This window comes from Microlunatus capsulatus (assembly GCF_017876495.1).
Classification (GTDB): Bacteria; Actinomycetota; Actinomycetes; order Propionibacteriales; family Propionibacteriaceae; genus Microlunatus; species Microlunatus capsulatus.
This window is the reverse complement of record NZ_JAGIOB010000001.1, coordinates 595,419-613,207: the sequence shown is the minus strand read 5'-3', so window position 1 is coordinate 613,207 and position 17,789 is coordinate 595,419. Positions and strand designations below refer to the sequence as shown.

Genomic DNA, 17,789 nt, shown 5'->3' with positions numbered 1-17,789 from the left:
GCAGACTTCACCCTTGGTGCCGGTTCACGTCGCGTGACACGCTCGACGACCCGGTGCGAGAAAAGGAGAAACCTATGAAGGCGAACATCCACCCCACGTACGTGGAGACCCAGGTCACCTGCACCTGCGGCAACACGTTCATGACCCGCAGCACCGAGACCAGCGGCACCATGCGCGCCGACGTCTGCTCGGCCTGCCACCCCTTCTACACCGGCAAGCAGAAGATCCTCGACACCGGTGGCCGCGTCGCCCGCTTCGAGAAGCGGTACGCCAAGAAGGCTTGATCCACCACGGCGCCGGGAACAGGGAGCACCTGTTCCCGGCGTTCGTCTGTCTCCACCCACCCGACCTGTCAGAACCCCGTGGGCCCGGAGCACCGCCAGGTTCTGACAAGTCGGAGACCCGTGTTTGAGCAGGCCCAGCCGCTCGTCGAGGAGTTCGCCGCGCTCGAGGCGTCCATGTCGGACCCCGCCGTGCACGCCGACCTCGCCCGCGCCCGCCGCATCGGCCGTCGCTACGCCGAGCTGACCCCCGTCGTCAAGGGCCTCGACGAGTACCACCGGCTGACCGACGACCTCACCGCGGCCCGCGAGCTCGCCGCCGACGACCCGTCGTTCGCCGCCGAGGCCACCGCCCTGGAGGCCCAGCTGGAGCCGGTCGTCCAGCGGCTCACCCGGCTGCTGGCCCCGCGGGACCCCAACGACTCCTCCGACGCCCTCGTCGAGATCAAGTCCGGCGAGGGGGGCGAGGAGTCGGCGCTCTTCGCCGGAGACCTGCTCAAGATGTACAGCCGGTTCGCGGAGTCGCGCGGCTGGAAGGTCGAGGTCCTCGACGCCCAGGAGACCGACCTCGGCGGGTACCGCTCGGTCACGGCCGCGGTCAAGGCGCCCGCCGCCGGCGACCCCGACAACATGCCCTACGGGGTGCTGAAGTTCGAGGCCGGCGTGCACCGCGTGCAGCGGGTGCCCGTCACCGAGTCGCAGGGCCGGGTGCACACCTCCGCCGCCGGCGTCCTGGTGATGCCCGAGGTCGAGGAGACCGAGGTCGAGCTGGACCCCGACGACCTCCGGATCGACGTCTTCCGCTCGTCGGGACCCGGCGGCCAGGGCGTCAACACGACCGACTCCGCCGTGCGGATCACGCACCTGCCCACGGGCATCGTCGTCTCCTGCCAGAACGAGCGCTCGCAGCTGCAGAACCGCGAGCAGGCGATGCGGATGCTCCGCTCGCGGCTCATCGCCGCGGCCGAGGAGCAGGCCGCCAGCGACGCGTCCGCGGCCCGGAAGAGCCAGGTGCGCACCGTCGACCGCTCCGAGCGGATCCGCACCTACAACTACGCGGAGAACCGGATCGCCGACCACCGGATCGGCTTCAAGGCCTACAACCTCGACGCCGTCCTCAACGGCGAGCTGGGCCCGGTCATCGGCGCCCTTCAGGAGGCCGACACCCAGCTGCGCCTCGCCGCCGTCGGCGAGCCGCAGGGGTGAGCCACCCCGTCCGGCCGCTGCTCACCGCCGCGGTCCGCCGGCTGCGCGACGCCGGCGTCGAGAGCCCCGAGCAGGACGCCCGGGTGCTGCTCAGCCTCGTGGCGGGCATCGAGCCCGCCCGGCTGCCGCTGCTCGACGCGCTCGACGACGCCCAGGCCGACCTCTTCGACTCCCTGGTCATCCAGCGCGCCGTGCGGATCCCGCTGCAGCACCTCACCGGCCGGGCCTACTTCCGCCACGTCGAGCTCGCCGTCGGCCCCGGGGTCTTCGTGCCCCGGCCCGAGACCGAGGTGATGACGGGCTGGGCCCTGGACCAGCTCCGGCCGCTCGTGTTCCAGATGCAGCGCCCGCTCGTCGTGGAGCTGTGCACCGGCTCCGGCGCGATCGCCAAGGCCCTCGTCGACGAGCTGCCGCGGCTGCGCGTGCACGCCGTCGAGAAGTCCGAGGACGCCGCCCGCTGGGCCGAGCGCAACCTCGCCGGCACCGGCGTCGCGCTGCACGTCGGGGACATGGCCCACGCGCTGCCCGAGCTCGACGGCACCGTCGACCTCGTCATCGCCAACCCGCCCTACATCCCGCTCGACGCCTACGAGTCGGTGACGCCGGAGGTCCGCGACCACGACCCGGCCCTCGCGCTGTTCTCCGGCGACGACGGCCTGGACGCCATCCGCGTGCTCACCCAGGTCGCCTCCCGGCTGCTGAAGCCGGCCGGGCTGCTCTGCTTCGAGCACGCCGACGCCCAGGGGGAGAGCGCCCCCGCCGTCGTCAGCGGGCACGGGTCCTTCACGGCCGTCCGCGACCACCGTGACCTCGCCGGCCGGCCCCGGTTCACGACGGCCGTGCGGGCGCGGCTGAGCGGCCGGATGTCTGCTTGATCTGCCCTCGCTCCGCTCGGGCGCGGACCACGCTCTGATCCGCCGTGTTCGTCGTCGCGCGTGGACGAAGAGCGTGTCCACGCGCTCCTCCTCATCACGGCGGCGCGCGGTCCGGGTGCCGGGCGGGGACGTGTCGAGGGGTGACGGCGGTGGTCGGGACTCCGCGGCCTGAGCCTGTCGAAGGCCCCGACGGAGCCCTCCGGCACGGTGCGATCGGGGCGGGGAGCGTGTCCGTCTCTGGCAGACTGACGGGGTGAGCGAAGCCGACCGTCCCGGGGATCCGGAGACCCCTGAGCCCTCCTCGTCCGACGACGCCGCGGCGGCGTTCGCCGCCGAGGACGGGCAGGAGCACGAGTTCGGCTCCGACGAGGTCGCGGACGAGGGCACCTACCAGCGGTTCGACTGCACCGGGGGGGTCGACGGCCTGGACGAGGCGACCGAGGCCGCCCGGGCCGCCGTCGAGGCGGGGGAGTGCATCGTGCTCCCCACCGACACCGTCTACGGGATCGGGGCCGACGCCTTCAGCGCCGACGCCGTCCAGCGGCTGCTGGACGCGAAGATGCGCGGCCGCGACATGCCGCCGCCGGTGCTGATCGGCGACCCGAGCCTCATCCGCGCGCTGGCGACCGACGTGCCCGACACCGCGCGCGACCTCGTCGCCGCGCACTGGCCGGGCGCCCTGACCGTCATCCTCAAGATCCAGCCCAGCCTCCGGATGGACCTCGGCGAGAACGAGGGCACCATCGCGCTGCGGGTCCCCGACCACGAGTTGGCGCGGGAGATCCTGCGCCGCACCGGCCCGATGGCCGTGAGCAGCGCCAACCTCAGCGGCAAGCCCGCCGCCCTCACCTGCGACGACGCCGTCGACCAGCTGGGGGACCGGGTCAGCGTCTACCTCGACGGCGGCGAGCTCTCCGCCTACGGCGGGGCCCCCTCCACCATCGTCGACTTCACCCAGCACGACCACGGCGAGGTCCTGCGCCGCGGCGCGCTCGACGTGGCGGTGCTCCGGGCCACCCTGCCCGACCTCGTGGACCTCACCGAGCCGGAGCCCGAGCCGGAGCCGGAGCCCGTCGACGCCGCCGCCGGCTCAGAGCCCACCACGGAGCCGGAACCGGACGGCGTCGCCGACCCGGTCGACCCGGAGCCCGTGCCGGACCCGGCGCCGCACGCCGAGGACGACGTCCCGGCCGAGCCGGACGGACGAGCCGGCGCCCACGCCCTCGACCCCGACGCCCCGGCCGACGAGCGCCCCGCCACGGGCGGCTGAGTGCGCGAGTACCTCCTCGTCCTGCTGGTCGCGGCCGCCGTCACCTACCTGACCAGCGGGCTGTGCCGGCGGCTGGCGCTGCGGACGGGAGCGCTGGCCAAGGTCCGCGACCGCGACGTCCACACCATCGAGATGCCCTACTTCGGCGGGGTGGCGATGCTGGCGGGGGTCGCGGCGGCCACCGTGCTGGCCTGGCAGCTGCCGTTCCTCGGCGCCCAGCCGACCGTCCAGCAGGACTCGCGCGGCGTCCTCGTCGCCGCCCTGGTCATCTGCCTGGTGGGGGTGCTGGACGACATCTACGACCTGCCGGCGCTGACGAAGTTCGCCGGTCAGGTGCTCGCGGCGGGGATCGCCGTGGCCCTGGGCGTCAAGATGCTCTGGATCCCGCTGCCGGGGGAGACCATCGCCCTCAACAGCTCGGCCTCGGTGGCCATCACCGTCTTCTTCATCGTGCTCTGCTCCAACGCGGTCAACTTCGTCGACGGCCTCGACGGCCTGGCCACCGGCGTGGTGGGCATCGGCGCGCTCGCCTTCTTCGCCTACTCCTACCTGCTGACCGTCACCGAGGGCCTGACGCGGGCGACGACGTCCAGCCTCATCACGGTGGCCATCGCCGGCGCCTGCCTGGGGTTCCTGCCGCACAACTTCTTCCCGGCGCGGATGTTCATGGGCGACTCGGGGGCGATGCTGCTCGGCCTGCTGCTGGCCACGTCGACGATCAGCCTCACCGGCCAGATCGACACCTCCCAGCTGCAGGAGGGGCTGGTGCCCACGGTGCTGCCGCTGGTGCTGCCGCTGGCCATCCTCGCCCTGCCCTTCCTCGACCTCGTGCTGGCCTTCGTCCGCCGGACCTACGCGGGGAAGTGGTGGTTCGTGGCCGACAAGCAGCACCTGCACCACCGGCTGCTGCAGCGCGGGCACAGCCAGCGCCGCGCCGTCCTGCTGATGTACGTCTGGTCGGCCCTGGTGTCGTTCGGGGTCATCGTGCTGGGCCTGGTGCGCGGCGACGCGCAGTGGACGGTCGTCGCCGTCTGCGTCGTGCTGGCCGTCGTGCTGCTGGTCCTGACCCTCGGCCGGCCGGTCAAGGTGGGCGCCCCGGTGCGCCGCGGAGAGCTGCCCTGAGGGTCGGCTGAAGGGTGCCTGAGGACGGCTCACCCGGGTCGTCTCGAAGCGGGTCCCAGGCGTCGCCTGTGCTAGTTTTCACCCGCACTCACGTCCCGCTCGGCACGGCCGGGCAGGTGACCTGGCCCTCCCCGACCGATCACAGAAGGACGCGCCCCCGATGACCGTGGACAGCAGAGCCGACGCCGCAGCCGACGCTGCGACCGGCCCGAGCGTGCACGTCCGGCGGGCCCTCAAGCTGCTGGCCGGCGGAGCCGTCGGCGGCGTGGTCGCCGCGGTGCTCTGCGTGGTCGGGTTCGGGATCGGCTACGGCGGGTCCGGGGTCCTCTCCGCGGCCGTCGCGGCGCTGCTGGTGCTCCTCTTCTACGCCGTCGGCCAGTACGTCATGGTGCTGTTCGCCGACGCCGGTGCGCGGCTGCTGCTCAGCGTCGCCCTCTTCAGCTACACCACCCGCGTGCTGCTGCTGGGGCTGGCCCTGCTGGTCTACCAGCGCAACGCCGACGCCCTGCCCGCCCTCGTCCCGGTGGCGGTCTTCCTGACCACCGTCGGCGTGGTCGTCGGCTGGCTGGTGGCCGAGGTCTGGGTGTTCTCCCGGCTGCGGGTCACGGCGTTCGACACCGAGTACGTGCCGCCCGCGACGGCGGACGGCGGTCAGTGATGGAGCGGGCCAGGACTGCTAGCGTGAGCACGGCCATGAACCAGCCGCCGCCCCCCGACCAGCCGTCGGGGTCGACCGGCTCCCAGGGCATGAACCAGGGCCTGCAGGTGCTCTCGTACCTGATCGCCGGCATCGGCGTCTACGGCTTCCTGGGCTGGTTGGGCGACCACTTCCTGGGTACGGGTTTCCTGCTGCCGCTCGGGATCGTGGTGGGCGCCGCGCTGGGGATCTACGTGGTGATCAAGCGCTTCAGCGCCGAGCCGGGCACCGGCGCCGGTGCGGGGCCTGACCGAACGACGACGAAGACGAGGGGACGAGTGTGAGCGGCTGGACCGGCCTGATGCCGATGGAGACCTTCGAGCCGCCCGGTGTCGAGAGCTTCGACCTGCCCCCGCTGATCCCGGGGCTCCCGTGGTTCGACAAGTACATGCTGATGGCTGTGGTCAGCGTCGTGCTGATCCTCGCCTTCTGGCTGTCGATGGCCCGCAAGACGGCCCTGGTCCCGACGAAGGGGCAGTTCGTCGGCGAGGCCGCGTACTCCTTCGTGCGGAACACGCTGGGCCGGGACATGATCGGGCACGACTTCAAGAAGTACCTGCCGTTCCTGATCGCGATCTTCTCGTTCGTCCTGGTCAACAACCTGTGGGGCATCTTCCCCCTCACCCTGCTGCCCACGGCCTCCCACGTCGGCTGGGCCTACGGCCTGGCCGGCCTGGTCTGGATCCTCTACAACGGCATCGGCATCCGGAAGTTCGGCCCGATCGGCTACCTCAAGCACGTGACGATCCCGCCGGGCGTGCCGACGTGGATGTACCCGCTGATCATCCCGCTGGAGTTCCTCTCCAACATCCTCGTGCGGCCCATGACGCTGTCGCTGCGGCTCTTCGCCAACATGTTCGCCGGCCACCTGCTGGTGCTGGTCTTCGTGCTGGGCGGGGAGTACCTGCTGCTGCACAGCGAGCCCGTGATCAACAAGGTCGCCGGCGTCGCGTCGCTGATCTTCAGCATGGCGATCTTCGGGCTGGAGATCTTCGTGCAGATCCTGCAGGCCTACATCTTCACCGTCCTCACCGCCCAGTACATCTCGTCGGCGACCGCCGAGGAGCACTGACCACCTCAGTTCCGCACCCCTGCGGGAGACGAAAGGAAACACCCTCATGACCCCCATGGAGATCGTCGGTTCGCTCGGCATCGTCGGCTACGGCCTCGGCGCGATCGGCCCGGGCATCGGCGTCGGCCTGATCTTCGCCGCCGTCATCAACGGCACGGCCCGTCAGCCCGAGGCGCGCGGCGCCCTGCTCAGCACCGCGTTCATCGGCTTCGCCCTGACCGAGGCGCTCGCCATCATCGGCATCGCGCTGGCGTTCGTCTTCAGCGGGCAGTGAGCACGAGGTCCTGATGACCACCCTCATCCCACTCGCGACCGAGAACCCGCTCTTCCCGGCGATCGCGGAGATCATCGCGGCGGTCGTCTTCGTCCTGCTGCTCACGTTCTTGATCAGCAAGTACGTGGTGCCGCAGTTCGAGGCGACCTTCGCGGCCCGCCACGAGGCCATCCAGGGCGGGATCGAGAAGGCCGAGAAGGCGCAGGAGGCCGCGGCCGCCGCGCTCACGCAGTACAACGAGCAGCTCGCCGAGGCGCGTGCCGAGGCCGGCCGCATCCGCGAGGACGCCAAGACCCAGGGCTCGCAGATCCTGGCCGAGATGCGCGAGCAGGCCCAGGCCGAGGCGAACCGCATCAAGGTCTCGGCGCAGGCCCAGCTCGAGGCCGAGCGCAGCCAGATCCTGGCGCAGCTCCGGAGCGAGGTCGGCGGCCTGGCCACGACGCTGGCCGGCCGCATCGTCGGCGAGTCGCTCGAGGACGACGAGCGCGCCCGCCGCACCGTCGACCGCTTCCTGGCCGACCTCGAGGCCGACGACCACCAGCCGACGGTCCCCGCATGAGTGCCGGCGGCGAGGCTCGCGTGCAGGCCCTGGACGAGGTCCTCGACCAGGCCGAGGCCCGGACGGCGAGCAGCGACCAGGGACTGCTGGCGAACCTGGCCGCCACGGTCACCGGGGCCCCGCGCGAGGCCGAGATGGCGGCGCTGCCCGGCGAGCTCTTCGCCGTGGTCGACGCCCTCGACTCCTCGGTCACCCTGCGCCGGGCGCTGACCGACCCGAGCACCCCCGAGGAGGGACGGCGCCGTCTGGTGCACACCCTCCTCGACGGGCGGGTCGGGAAGGTCTGCGTGCACGTCGTGGAGGAGGCCGTGGGCCTGCGCTGGGGTGGCGGTCGCGCCCTGGCCGACGCCCTGGAGCGGCAGGGCGTCCGCGCCCAGCTGGTCGTGGCCGAGCGCGCGGGTAACCTGGACGAGACCGAGGACGAGCTCTTCCGGTTCGCCCGTCTCGTCGAGTCCACCCCTGCGGTGCGCGACGCGCTGAGCGACCGGGCGGTCACCCTCGAGGGCCGGCGCAGCCTGGTCCAGGACCTCCTGCGGGGTCGCGCGAGCGACACCACGGCGGTGCTGGCGCAGCGTGCGGTGGCGGCTCGGGAGCGCACCTTCGCGCACACCATCGAGGGGTTCGTGGAGCTCGCCGCGGCCCAGAAGAACCGGGTGCTGGCCACGGTCCGGGTGGCCCGTCCGCTCACCGCCGACCAGCGCTCGCGTCTGCAGTCCTCGCTCAGCCGTCAGGTCGGCCGCGAGGTGCTGCTCCAGGAGGTCGTCGACACCGACGTCCTCGGCGGCATCCGCGTCGAGCTCGGCGACGAGGTCATCGAGGGCACGGTCGCCGGCCGGCTCGAGCAGGCCCGCCGTCTGTTCGGCTGACGGCCCACCACTTCACCCAGACATCGACAGCAGAGATACGAGAGCAGGAAGCAGCGATGGCAGAACTGACGATCCGTCCGGAGGAGATCCGGGACGCCCTGGACCGCTTCGTCCAGAGCTACACCCCCGACACGTCCAGCCGGGAGGAGGTCGGCACGGTCGTCACCTCCGGTGACGGCATCGCGCGCGTCGAGGGCCTGCCCTCGGCGATGGCCAACGAGCTGCTCGAGTTCGAGAACGGCGTGCAGGGCATCGCCCTGAACCTCGACGTCCGCGAGATCGGCGTCGTCGTGCTCGGCGACTCCGAGGGCATCGAGGAGGGGCAGACGGTCCGCCGGACCGGCGACATCCTCGGCGTCCCGGTGGGCGACGGCTACCTCGGCCGCACGGTCAACGCCATGGGCATCCCGATCGACGGCCTCGGCGACATCGAGGGCACCACGGAGCGCCGCGCGCTCGAGCTGCAGGCCGCCGGCGTCATGGACCGCCAGGAGGTCCGCCAGCCGCTGCAGACCGGCATCAAGGCCATCGACGCCATGATCCCGATCGGCCGGGGCCAGCGCCAGCTGATCATCGGCGACCGCAAGACCGGCAAGTCGGCCATCGCGCTCGACACGATCATCAACCAGAAGGCGAACTGGGAGTCCGGCGACCCCGAGCAGCAGGTCCGCTGCATCTACGTCGCCATCGGCCAGAAGGGCTCGACCGTCGCGGGCATCCGCGGCGCGCTCGAGGAGGCCGGCGCCATGGCCTACACGACCATCGTGCACGCCCCCGCGTCCGACCCGGCCGGCTTCAAGTACGTCGCGCCCTACACCGGCTCGGCCATCGGCCAGCACTGGATGTACCAGGGCAAGCACGTCCTCATCGTCTTCGACGACCTGACCAAGCAGGCCGAGGCCTACCGGGCCATGTCGCTGCTGCTCCGTCGCCCGCCGGGCCGCGAGGCCTACCCCGGCGACGTCTTCTACCTCCACTCGCGTCTGCTCGAGCGCTGCGCCAAGCTCTCCAAGGAGCTCGGCGGCGGCTCGATGACCGGCCTGCCGATCATCGAGACCAAGGCCAACGACGTGTCGGCCTACATCCCGACCAACGTCATCTCGATCACCGACGGGCAGATCTTCCTGCAGTCCGACCTCTTCAACGCCAACCAGCGCCCGGCCATCGACGTCGGCGTCTCGGTGTCCCGCGTGGGTGGTGCCGCGCAGATCAAGGCGATGAAGAACGTCTCGGGCTCGCTGAAGATCAACCTGGCGCAGTACCGCGACATGCAGGCGTTCGCGATGTTCGCCTCCGACCTCGACGCCACCTCGCGCCGCCAGCTGGACCGCGGCGAGAAGCTGGTCGAGCTGCTCAAGCAGCCGCAGTACAGCCCGTACCCCGTCGAGGAGCAGGTCGTCAGCGTCTGGGGCGGCATCAACGGCCAGTTCGACGACGTCCCCACCGACGACGTGCTGCGCTTCGAGCAGGAGCTCCTGGAGCACCTGCGCCGCAACGGCTCGGTCCTGCAGAACATCCGCGAGAGCAAGGTCTTCGACGACGACACCGCCGCCGCCCTGACCGAGGAGATCGCGCGCTTCAAGGGCCAGTTCCAGACCTCGGACGGGAAGCTGCTCGCCGGGCGCGAGGAGCACCAGTCCATGGCGGAGGACGAGGTCGAGCAGGAGCAGATCGTCCGGCAGAAGCGGGGCTGACCGGTGCCGGCCAGCCCTCACGAGCGGAGCGAGTAGATGCCAGCAAGTCTGAGAGAGCTGAGATCCCGTCGGAACTCGGTCTCGACCACGAAGAAGATCACCCGGGCGATGGAGCTCATCGCCGCGTCGCGGATCATCAAGGCGCAGCAGCGTGCCCGTGAGGCCGCGCCGTACGCCCGCGAGCTCACCCGTGCGGTGTCGGCGGTGGCGACGTTCTCCAACGTCGAGCACCCGCTGACCACCGAGGGGGAGAACCCGACGCGCGCGGCGGTGCTGCTCATCACCTCCGACCGCGGGCTGGCGGGTGCCTACTCCTCGTCGGTCATCAAGGCCGGCGAGCAGCTCACCTCGCTGCTGCGCGAGGAGGGCAAGGAGGTCCTGCCCTTCCTCACCGGTCGCAAGGCTGCGGCGTTCTACCAGTTCCGCCGCCGGTCGGTGCACCGCCAGTGGGAGGGGTTCTCCGACGCGCCGAGCTACGCCGACGCCCGCGAGATCACCGACGCCCTCATCGAGGCGTTCCGCACGCCGACCGAGGAGGGGGGCGTGGACGAGATCCACGTCGTCTACACCCGCTTCGTCTCGATGCTGACGCAGTCGCCGGAGGTCATCCGGCTGCTGCCGCTCGAGGTCGTCGAGGGCGAGGCCGCGCCCGCGGCGGAGGACCTGCTGCCGCTGTACGAGTTCGAGCCGAACGCGGAGACGGTGCTGGACGAGCTGCTGCCGCTGTACGTGGCCAGCCGGATCCAGTACTGCCTGCTGCAGTCGGCCGCCTCGGAGCTGGCCGCCCGTCAGAAGGCGATGAAGTCCGCCACGGACAACGCCCAGTCGTTGATCGAGCGCCTGAGCCGGGAGGCCAACCAGGCCCGGCAGGCCGAGATCACCCAGGAAATCAGCGAGATCGTCGGTGGCGCCAGCGCGCTGGCCGACGCCGGCGCCACGAGCGAGTGAGGGAACCCATGTCCACTGCCATCTCCGACCAGCCCACGAGGAAGCACTCGTCCGGGGGCGTGGGCCGCGTAGCCCGCGTCATCGGCCCCGTCGTCGACGTGGAGTTCCCCGTCGACGGCATGCCCGACCTGCAGAACGCCGTGCTGGTCGACACCACCGTCAGCGGCACGACGACCACCATGACCATGGAGGTCGCCCTCCACATCGGTGACAACATGGTCCGCTGCATCGCGCTGAAGCCCACCGACGGCATGCAGCGCGGTGCCGAGGTGCGCGACACCGGCGCACCGATCTCGGTGCCCGTCGGCGACATCACCAAGGGCCACGTCTGGAACGTGACCGGCGACGTCCTCGACGTCGACCCGTCGACGATCGAGATCACCGAGCGCTGGCCCATCCACCGCTCCGCGCCGAAGTTCGACGCCCTGGAGTCCAAGACCGAGATGCTGGAGACCGGCATCAAGGTGCTGGACCTGCTGACCCCCTACGTGCAGGGCGGCAAGATCGGCCTGTTCGGCGGCGCCGGCGTCGGCAAGACGGTCATGATCCAGGAGATGATCTACCGGATCGCCCACAACTTCGGCGGCACCTCGGTGTTCGCCGGCGTGGGGGAGCGCACCCGCGAGGGCAACGACCTCATCAACGAGATGGAGGAGGCCGGCGTCCTCAAGGACACCGCCCTCGTCTTCGGCCAGATGGACGAGCCGCCGGGGACCCGGCTGCGCGTCGCCCTGTCCGCGCTGACCATGGCCGAGTACTTCCGCGACGTCCAGAACCAGGACGTGCTGCTGTTCATCGACAACATCTTCCGGTTCACCCAGGCCGGCTCGGAGGTGTCGACCCTGCTGGGCCGGATGCCGTCCGCCGTGGGCTACCAGCCCAACCTGGCCGACGAGATGGGCCAGCTGCAGGAGCGGATCACCTCGACGCGCGGTCACTCGATCACCTCGATGCAGGCGATCTACGTGCCCGCCGACGACTACACCGACCCGGCCCCGGCGACGACGTTCGCCCACCTGGACGCGACGACCGAGCTGTCCCGCGACATCGCGTCGCGCGGTCTGTACCCGGCCGTGGACCCGCTGACCTCGACGTCGCGGATCCTCGACCCGCAGTACATCGGGCAGACGCACTACGACACCGCGACCGAGGTGAAGGGGATCCTGCAGCGCAACAAGGAGCTCCAGGACATCATCGCGATCCTCGGCGTCGACGAGCTGTCCGAGGAGGACAAGATCGTCGTCAACCGCGCCCGTCGCATCCAGCAGTTCCTCAGCCAGAACACCTACATGGCGGAGAAGTTCACCAACATCGAGGGCTCGACGGTGCCGCTCAGCGAGACCATCGAGGCCTTCCAGATGATCTGCCGCGGCGACGTCGACCACATCGCCGAGCAGGCCTTCTTCAACGTGGGCGGCATGGACATGGTGGAAGAGCGCTGGGCGCAGCTCCAGAAGGAGCAGTGACCGTGAGCTCCGAGGTCCTGGGCACGGGGGGCGGTCGCCGTGGCTGACCCCATGCAGGTGGAGGTCGTGGCCGCCGACCGCGTGGTGTGGTCGGGCACGTCCTCCAACATCATCGCCAAGACGGTGGAGGGCGAGATCGGCATCCTGCCGGGCCACGCGCCGCTGCTGGCCGTGCTGGAGCCCAGCGCCGTCGTCATCTTCTGCGACGACGGCACGCGCGAGGTCGTCGCCGTCGAGGGCGGCTTCATCTCCGTGTCGCAGGGCCGGGTGTCGATCCTCAGCGAGTACGCCCGGCTGGCCACCGAGATGAGCGTCCGGGACGCCGAGCGCGAGCTCGACGCGGCCCAGCAGGTGCTCGACAGCGGGGACTACGACGACGACGACCGCCGGCGCTTCGACCGCGCCAGCGCTCAACTTCGTGCCGCGCAGAAAGCGCAGTAGGGTCGCACCCACACTGCGGGACGAGCGTGAGGTGCGACGGGTTCGATGATGGACGGCTGGTGGGGGATCGCGGAGGCACTCGGCCTCGTGGTCGTCCTGCTGGCCCTGGCCCTGGTCCTGCTGGCCGTCCGCCGTCGCTACCTCGCCCGTCAGGGCGGCACGTTCGAGTGCAGCCTGCGGCTCAGCACCACCACCCCCGGCGCGGGGTGGGTGCTGGGCGTCGGCCGCTACAACGGCGGGCAGCTGGAGTGGTTCCGCTTCTTCTCCTACTCCTGGCGCCCGCGCAAGTCCTTCCCCCGGCGTGAGGTCCGGGTCCTCGAGACCCGCGACCCGGACCCCGTCGAGGCGGTCTCCCTCTACGCCGAGCAGCGGATCGTCAGCTTCGAGGTGGTGGGGGACCCCGGCGACGCCGAGTGGAGCCTGGCGCTGAGCCCCGACTCCCTGACGGGGCTGCTCAGCTGGCTCGAGGCCGCCCCGCCCGGCCTCAGCCGGCTCCCCTGACCGTTCGCGGCGCCTCCCGGGCCCGCGCATCCGCAGCTCAGCCGGCGGCCGCCGCCCGCTGCACCGACAGCAGCTGGGCGCTCATCCCGTCCATCAGCTGCTGGGCCGGCGTCGGGTCGTAGGCGCCCCCGCCGGTGTCGTAGCGGTACTGCCAGGTCACCGTGTTGCTCAGCCGCAGGACGTGCAGGGCGTAGCGGCCCTGGCCCGGTCCGCGCTCCAGCGCGAACGCGAGCTGCTCCGGCGCGTCCTCCGGGGCCGTCACCGCCACCGGCTCCACCCGTCCGGACCCCTCGGCGCCGGAGAACCTCACCGTCTCACCCGTGCAGCCGGCCGCGGCCTGGTCGACGGCCCGGTAGGCGGCCTCGGCGGCGTCGGCGTCGGGGTAGCGGACGGTGAACAGCGAGATGGAGGAGGACGAGCCGCCCAGCCAGTAGGTCGAGACGCCGTCCAGCGCCCCCGGCGGGAACTGGTTGGACACCGTCGAGGCGAACAGCGGCGCGCAGGCCTCCGGGCTGATCCGCAGGGGTGACTCGGTGAAGCGGCTCGCGTCGAGGGTCGAGACGTCGTTGGTGCCGTCGGAGCGCACCATGCCGGTGTAGGCGCCCTGGAGCTGGGACAGCGTGAAGTCCGGGGGCGGCTGCAGCTGGCGCCAGACGGCCAGCCCGGCCACGGCCAGCACCGCGGCCAGCCCGACGGCGACCAGCGTCCGGACCAGCCGGCGGTCGACGGGTCGGGGGGCGGCCTCCAGCACCTCGGGAGCCTGCGGTTCCGCCTCGTCGCGGACCTCGGACGTGGTCATGGACGCAGCGTAGCCGCGGGCTCAGCCCGCCGGGCCCCGTCGGGCGGCGCGGTCCAGGGCGGCCGCGAACCGGTCCGCCTCCGACCGCGCCGGCGGGCTCAGCACGGGGTAGCCGATCTGCAGGACGACGGCGTTCGCGCTGCGCCGCACGTGCACGCTCTGCCGCCGCCCCGGTCCCCGCAGCGCGAACCAGACCTGTCCGTGCGGGGCGTCGGCCACCTCGACGGCGTAGCGGGCCGGCTCGCCGCCTGCCGTCGCGTAGACGACCTCCGGGCACGACGCGGCGGCGCGGTCGAGCTCGGCCAGCGTGGTCCGGGCCGCGTCGGCGTCGGCGTAGAGATAGCTGACCAGCGCGTGCCGGCGGTCGTCGTCGGCCCGGTCGAACACGCCGTGCACCCAGCGGTCCGGCGGGCCGGCGGTGCCGGGGGCGAAGACGGGGCTCAGCAGGATCCCGCAGCCGGCCGGGGTGTAGCGACCGGGATCGGCGGGCCGGTCGTCGTCGCCGTCCTCGACGACGTTGGCCACGGGCGCGCGGCCGAGGCCGGTGGCGAGCACCTGCTGGACCTGGTCGGCGTCCAGCACCGGTGCGGGCCGCAGCGCCAGTCCGGCCGCGAGGGCGGCCAGGCCGAGGACGAGCGCGACCGGTCCGGGCCACCGCCGGCGCCGGGCCGGGGGACGGCCCAGGTCGAGGACCTCGGCCGGCACGGCGACGGCGCTAGCGGGTGGAGAAGGCCGCGTCGAACGCGGCGGCCGGCGGGGTGATGGCGTTCATCGAGCGGATGAAGTCGAGGGCCTCGGGGGCGCCGTCGAGGCGGTCCATCCCGGCGTCCTCCCACTCCACCGAGACCGGGCCGGCGTAGCCGATCCGGTTGAGCATCCGGAAGATGTCCTCCCAGCGGGCGTCGCCGTGGCCGGTGGAGATGAAGTCCCAGCCGCGGCGCGGGTCGGCCCAGGGCAGGTGGCTGCTGAGGACCCCGTTGCGGCCGTTGTGCATCCGGAGCTTGGTGTCCTTGCAGTGGACGTGGCTGATCAGCGCGGAGAAGTCGTCGAGGAAGCCCACGTAGTCGATGCCCTGCCAGACCATGTGGGAGGGGTCGAAGTTGAGCCCGAACGCCTCGTGGGGGCCGAGGGCCTCCAGCGCGGCCTTCGTCGACCAGTAGTCGTAGGCGATCTCGCCGGGGTGCACCTCGTAGGCGTAGCGCACGCCCTCGGCGGCGAAGACGTCGAGGATCGGCGTCCAGCGCTCGGCGAAGTCGCGGTACCCGGCGCGGACGACGTCGTCGCCGACGGGCGGGAACATCGCCAGGTAGTGCCAGATGGCCGAGCCCGTGAAGCCGACGACGGTGCCGACGCCGAAGGCCGCCGCGGCCCGGGCCGTCGTCCGCATCTCCTCCGCCGCCCGCTGCCGGACGCCCTCGGGGTCGCCGTCGCCCCAGACCCGGGGGTGGACGGTGGCCTGGTGCCGCTGGTCGATGACGGCGTCGCAGACGGCCTGGCTGGTGAGGTGGGTGCTGATCGTCCAGCAGCCCAGCCCGTGCTCGGCCAGCACGTCCTTCTTGGCCTGGACGTAGGAGGGGTCCTCTACGGCCTGCACCACGTCGAAGTGGTCGCCCCAGCAGGCGATCTCGAGGCCGTCGTAGCCCCAGGACGCGGCGAGCCGGCAGACCTCCTCGAAGGGCAGGTCGGCCCACTGGCCGGTGAACAGGGTGACCGGGCGGGGCTGCTGCGGCCGGGCGCGGCCGGTGGCCTCGCGCAGGCCGGGGGAGCCGGGGCGGGTGTCGTCGGTCATGCCTGGTCCTCCTGCGGGGGTGTCGTCGGCCGTCGGCGGCGGCTGCCGCCCTCGAAGGCATCGCGGGTGAGGTGGTGGCGCTCGCCGCCCGGCACCCAGAGGATGTCGCCGTCGCGGCCGTTGACCACCCGGATGAGGATGAAGAGCAGGTCGGAGAGCCGGTTGAGGTAGGTGAGGGCGAGCGGGTTCACCCCGCCCGGCACGTCCGGCTCGGCCACCGGCTCGGTGCCGTAGAGCTCGACGGCGGCCCAGGCGCTGCGCTCGGCCCGGCGCGTGACGGTGCGGGCGACGTGCAGCTGGGCCGCGGCCATCGAGCCGCCCGGCAGGATGAAGGACGTCAGCGCGGGCAGCGGGCCGGAGAACTCGTCGCACCAGCGCTCGAGCCGGTCGACGTAGTCCTGGGTGATCCGCAGCGGCTCCCACTCCGGGTCGGGCCGCACCGGGGTCGACAGGTCGGCCCCGAGGTCGAACATCTCGTTCTGCAGCGAGGCGAGCAGCTCGGCGACCGCCGGGGGCAGCTCGCCGGTGGACAGCGCGACGCCGAGGAAGGAGTTGGCCTCGTCGACGGTGCCGTAGGCCTCGATCCGGGGGTCGGTCTTGGGCGCGAGCGACATGTCGGAGAGCCGGGTGCTGCCGCCGTCGCCCGTCCGGGTGTAGATGCGGGTGAGGCGGACCATGGGCACACCCTACGCACGCGTGGTGCGGCCGGCGGGTGGGCGGGCCTGTGTCAGAGTGGACCGGTGCCCGGAACCGACCTCCCCCGCCGTCCCCGCGCCCTCGCCCTGACCGGCCTCGTGCTCGCCCTCACCGGGCTCGCCGCCTGCGCACCCCCCTCCTCGACCCCCGCCCCCTCCGCGGACGGGTCCGCCAGCGCGGGCGCGGGCAGCAGCGCTCCCTCCGCCGACGCCGACCCGGCGGGCTGCGCGTACCCCGCCGAGGGCGAGGCGGCCAAGCCGGTCAACCCGCCGCCCACCGGCGACGTCGAGACCACCGGGACCGTGAAGTACACCCTGCAGCTGAACGGCGACGCGCCGGGGGAGACCGGCGGCGACGTGACCATCACCATGGACCGCAGCGCCACCCCGTGTACCGTCAACTCCTTCGCCTCGCTGGCCGACCAGGGCTACTTCGACGGCACCTCCTGCCACCGGCTCGCCGACTCGGGGCTGTTCGTCCTGCAGTGCGGCGACCCGACGGGCACCGGCTCGGGCGGCCCCGGCTACTCCTTCGCCGACGAGCTCACCGGGGAGGAGTCCTACACCCGTGGCGTGGTGGCCATGGCCAACGCCGGCCCGGACACCAACGGCTCCCAGTTCTTCCTCGTCTGGGAGGACTCGACGGGCCTGCCGCCCAGCTACACCGTCTTCGGCACGATGGACAGCGCCTCCCGCGACGTGGTCGCGGGGATCGCGGGGGAGGGCCAGGACGGCAGCTACGGCGACGGCACGGGCAAGCCCAACAACCCGGCGAAGATCACCGCGGTGACGAAGGGCTGAGCGCCTCGGCGGCGCCGGCCCGGTCGCCGCGCGCCTCTCAGTCGTTCGGGCCGGTGTAGGGCTCGCGCCGCTTCGGCTTGAGGTTGAGCAGGAAGTAGATGAGCGAGAGCAGGCCCACGCCGAAGAACCCGCCGAGCACGGTGGCGTAGGCGAAGCCCGAGTCCTGGGGCGGGTGCACCGCGACCGGTGAGGGCGTGGCCTCCAGCAGGACGAGCAGCGGCAGCAGCACCGTGCTCACCAGCACGTCCGGGCTCACCGGGTGCCGCCGCCCCGGCCGAGGCGGCGCAGGGCCACGAGTGCCGTCAGGGTGAGGGCGGCCAGCGCGAGCAGCGCCAGCCAGTCCTCCGCGCCGTCGTCGTCGCCGCCGGGGCGTCGGCCGCGGTCGCCGTCCAGCAGGGTGATCATCGGCGGGCTCCTCGGGGTCGGCGGCGGC

The 17,789-nt window shown here is 72.2% G+C and carries 23 protein-coding genes; 17 read left to right on the top strand and 6 right to left on the bottom strand.

The features are described 5' to 3' along the window. Positions 1-74 precede the first annotated feature (74 nt). From rpmE to JOF54_RS02755, 16 genes are all read left to right on the top strand, one after another. A complete protein-coding gene (gene rpmE / locus JOF54_RS02830; RefSeq protein ID WP_210052811.1) occupies positions 75-284 on the top strand; it encodes a 50S ribosomal protein L31 in 210 nt (69 codons plus the stop codon). Between the two features lie 120 nt (positions 285-404). After that, positions 405-1,487 (top strand): peptide chain release factor 1, encoded by a 1,083-nt coding sequence (gene prfA, locus JOF54_RS02825; RefSeq protein ID WP_210052809.1) that lies wholly within the window; start codon positions 405-407, stop codon positions 1,485-1,487. Next, on the top strand, positions 1,484-2,362 hold the full coding sequence (gene prmC / locus JOF54_RS02820; RefSeq protein ID WP_210052807.1) for a peptide chain release factor N(5)-glutamine methyltransferase: 879 nt from the start codon (positions 1,484-1,486) through the stop codon (positions 2,360-2,362). The genes prfA and prmC overlap by 4 nt, the downstream gene beginning before the upstream one ends. Before the next feature lie 253 nt (positions 2,363-2,615). After that, the gene (locus JOF54_RS02815) at positions 2,616-3,632 is read left to right on the top strand and encodes an L-threonylcarbamoyladenylate synthase (protein ID WP_210052805.1); all 1,017 of its coding nucleotides are present in this window, start codon (positions 2,616-2,618) and stop codon (positions 3,630-3,632) included. Beyond that, entirely contained in the window at positions 3,633-4,754 is a 1,122-nt protein-coding gene (locus JOF54_RS02810) for an MraY family glycosyltransferase (protein WP_210052802.1), read from the top strand. A 160-nt stretch (positions 4,755-4,914) separates the two neighbouring features. After that, the gene (locus JOF54_RS02805; RefSeq protein WP_210052800.1) at positions 4,915-5,412 is read left to right on the top strand and encodes a hypothetical protein; all 498 of its coding nucleotides are present in this window, start codon (positions 4,915-4,917) and stop codon (positions 5,410-5,412) included. Positions 5,413-5,435: 23 nt separating this feature from the next. Further along, positions 5,436-5,735 carry an AtpZ/AtpI family protein gene (locus JOF54_RS02800; protein ID WP_245357939.1) on the top strand — a complete coding sequence of 100 codons (300 nt, stop codon included), beginning with the start codon at positions 5,436-5,438 and terminating at the stop codon, positions 5,733-5,735. Further along, positions 5,732-6,523 (top strand): F0F1 ATP synthase subunit A, encoded by a 792-nt coding sequence (gene atpB / locus JOF54_RS02795; protein ID WP_307803765.1) that lies wholly within the window; start codon positions 5,732-5,734, stop codon positions 6,521-6,523. The genes JOF54_RS02800 and atpB overlap by 4 nt, the downstream gene beginning before the upstream one ends. A gap of 46 nt (positions 6,524-6,569) precedes the next feature. After that, positions 6,570-6,797 (top strand): ATP synthase F0 subunit C, encoded by a 228-nt coding sequence (gene atpE / locus JOF54_RS02790; protein ID WP_210052798.1) that lies wholly within the window; start codon positions 6,570-6,572, stop codon positions 6,795-6,797. Between the two features lie 13 nt (positions 6,798-6,810). After that, on the top strand, positions 6,811-7,356 hold the full coding sequence (locus JOF54_RS02785; protein WP_210052796.1) for a F0F1 ATP synthase subunit B: 546 nt from the start codon (positions 6,811-6,813) through the stop codon (positions 7,354-7,356). Continuing rightward, positions 7,353-8,222, top strand: a complete 870-nt coding sequence (locus tag JOF54_RS02780) for a F0F1 ATP synthase subunit delta (protein WP_210052792.1) — start codon at positions 7,353-7,355, stop codon at positions 8,220-8,222. Before JOF54_RS02785 ends, JOF54_RS02780 begins: the two co-directional genes overlap by 4 nt. A gap of 56 nt (positions 8,223-8,278) precedes the next feature. Continuing rightward, positions 8,279-9,916 (top strand): F0F1 ATP synthase subunit alpha, encoded by a 1,638-nt coding sequence (gene atpA, locus JOF54_RS02775; protein ID WP_210052790.1) that lies wholly within the window; start codon positions 8,279-8,281, stop codon positions 9,914-9,916. A gap of 36 nt (positions 9,917-9,952) precedes the next feature. Next, positions 9,953-10,864, top strand: a complete 912-nt coding sequence (locus JOF54_RS02770) for a F0F1 ATP synthase subunit gamma (protein WP_210052788.1) — start codon at positions 9,953-9,955, stop codon at positions 10,862-10,864. Positions 10,865-10,872: 8 nt separating this feature from the next. After that, positions 10,873-12,330, top strand: a complete 1,458-nt coding sequence (gene atpD / locus JOF54_RS02765; protein ID WP_210052786.1) for a F0F1 ATP synthase subunit beta — start codon at positions 10,873-10,875, stop codon at positions 12,328-12,330. 39 nt (positions 12,331-12,369) lie between these two features. After that, positions 12,370-12,771 (top strand): F0F1 ATP synthase subunit epsilon, encoded by a 402-nt coding sequence (locus tag JOF54_RS02760; protein ID WP_210052784.1) that lies wholly within the window; start codon positions 12,370-12,372, stop codon positions 12,769-12,771. A gap of 45 nt (positions 12,772-12,816) precedes the next feature. After that, complete coding sequence (locus JOF54_RS02755; protein WP_210052782.1) at positions 12,817-13,272, top strand: DUF2550 domain-containing protein; 456 nt, start codon at positions 12,817-12,819, stop codon at positions 13,270-13,272. 37 nt (positions 13,273-13,309) lie between these two features. Here the strand turns inward: JOF54_RS02755 and JOF54_RS02750 are convergent, their stop codons facing one another. Genes JOF54_RS02750 through JOF54_RS02735 form a run of 4 tightly spaced genes read right to left on the bottom strand, consistent with a single transcriptional unit; the run spans position 13,310 to position 16,537 of the window. Continuing rightward, positions 13,310-14,071 carry a sensor domain-containing protein gene (locus JOF54_RS02750; protein WP_210052780.1) on the bottom strand — a complete coding sequence of 254 codons (762 nt, stop codon included), beginning with the start codon at positions 14,069-14,071 and terminating at the stop codon, positions 13,310-13,312. Between the two features lie 21 nt (positions 14,072-14,092). Then, positions 14,093-14,776, bottom strand: a complete 684-nt coding sequence (locus tag JOF54_RS02745) for a sensor domain-containing protein (RefSeq protein WP_210052778.1) — start codon at positions 14,774-14,776, stop codon at positions 14,093-14,095. A 10-nt stretch (positions 14,777-14,786) separates the two neighbouring features. Beyond that, entirely contained in the window at positions 14,787-15,860 is a 1,074-nt protein-coding gene (locus tag JOF54_RS02740) for a sugar phosphate isomerase/epimerase family protein (protein ID WP_210052776.1), read from the bottom strand. After that, positions 15,857-16,537 carry a cob(I)yrinic acid a,c-diamide adenosyltransferase gene (locus JOF54_RS02735; RefSeq protein ID WP_210052774.1) on the bottom strand — a complete coding sequence of 227 codons (681 nt, stop codon included), beginning with the start codon at positions 16,535-16,537 and terminating at the stop codon, positions 15,857-15,859. The genes JOF54_RS02740 and JOF54_RS02735 overlap by 4 nt, the downstream gene beginning before the upstream one ends. 63 nt (positions 16,538-16,600) lie before the next feature. Here JOF54_RS02735 and JOF54_RS02730 point away from each other — a divergent pair, with 63 nt between their 5' ends. Further along, positions 16,601-17,356: a peptidylprolyl isomerase gene (locus JOF54_RS02730; RefSeq protein WP_307803764.1), complete on the top strand. Its 756-nt coding sequence runs from the start codon at positions 16,601-16,603 to the stop codon at positions 17,354-17,356. 37 nt (positions 17,357-17,393) lie between these two features. On the opposite strand, the gene JOF54_RS02725 is transcribed toward JOF54_RS02730, so the two are convergent. After that, on the bottom strand, positions 17,394-17,612 hold the full coding sequence (locus JOF54_RS02725; RefSeq protein WP_210052772.1) for a hypothetical protein: 219 nt from the start codon (positions 17,610-17,612) through the stop codon (positions 17,394-17,396). Continuing rightward, positions 17,609-17,761 (bottom strand): hypothetical protein, encoded by a 153-nt coding sequence (locus JOF54_RS02720; RefSeq protein WP_210052770.1) that lies wholly within the window; start codon positions 17,759-17,761, stop codon positions 17,609-17,611. The genes JOF54_RS02725 and JOF54_RS02720 overlap by 4 nt, the downstream gene beginning before the upstream one ends. Positions 17,762-17,789 lie beyond the last annotated feature (28 nt).

Bases quoted from the DNA above. Each gene is read 5' to 3' on its own strand.
- JOF54_RS02740 (WP_210052776.1), bottom strand. From the start codon at position 15,860: ATGACCGACGACACCCGCCCCGGCTCCCCCGGCCTGCGCGAGGCCACC.
- JOF54_RS02770 (WP_210052788.1), top strand. From the start codon at position 9,953: ATGCCAGCAAGTCTGAGAGAGCTGAGATCCCGTCGGAACTCGGTCTCG.
- atpD (WP_210052786.1), top strand. From the start codon at position 10,873: ATGTCCACTGCCATCTCCGACCAGCCCACGAGGAAGCACTCGTCCGGG.
- JOF54_RS02720 (WP_210052770.1), bottom strand. From the start codon at position 17,761: ATGATCACCCTGCTGGACGGCGACCGCGGCCGACGCCCCGGCGGCGAC.
- JOF54_RS02750 (WP_210052780.1), bottom strand. From the start codon at position 14,071: ATGACCACGTCCGAGGTCCGCGACGAGGCGGAACCGCAGGCTCCCGAG.
- JOF54_RS02785 (WP_210052796.1), top strand. From the start codon at position 6,811: ATGACCACCCTCATCCCACTCGCGACCGAGAACCCGCTCTTCCCGGCG.
- atpE (WP_210052798.1), top strand. From the start codon at position 6,570: ATGACCCCCATGGAGATCGTCGGTTCGCTCGGCATCGTCGGCTACGGC.
- atpA (WP_210052790.1), top strand. From the start codon at position 8,279: ATGGCAGAACTGACGATCCGTCCGGAGGAGATCCGGGACGCCCTGGAC.
- JOF54_RS02805 (WP_210052800.1), top strand. From the start codon at position 4,915: ATGACCGTGGACAGCAGAGCCGACGCCGCAGCCGACGCTGCGACCGGC.
- JOF54_RS02780 (WP_210052792.1), top strand. From the start codon at position 7,353: ATGAGTGCCGGCGGCGAGGCTCGCGTGCAGGCCCTGGACGAGGTCCTC.
- rpmE (WP_210052811.1), top strand. From the start codon at position 75: ATGAAGGCGAACATCCACCCCACGTACGTGGAGACCCAGGTCACCTGC.
- JOF54_RS02755 (WP_210052782.1), top strand. From the start codon at position 12,817: ATGATGGACGGCTGGTGGGGGATCGCGGAGGCACTCGGCCTCGTGGTC.
- JOF54_RS02735 (WP_210052774.1), bottom strand. From the start codon at position 16,537: ATGGTCCGCCTCACCCGCATCTACACCCGGACGGGCGACGGCGGCAGC.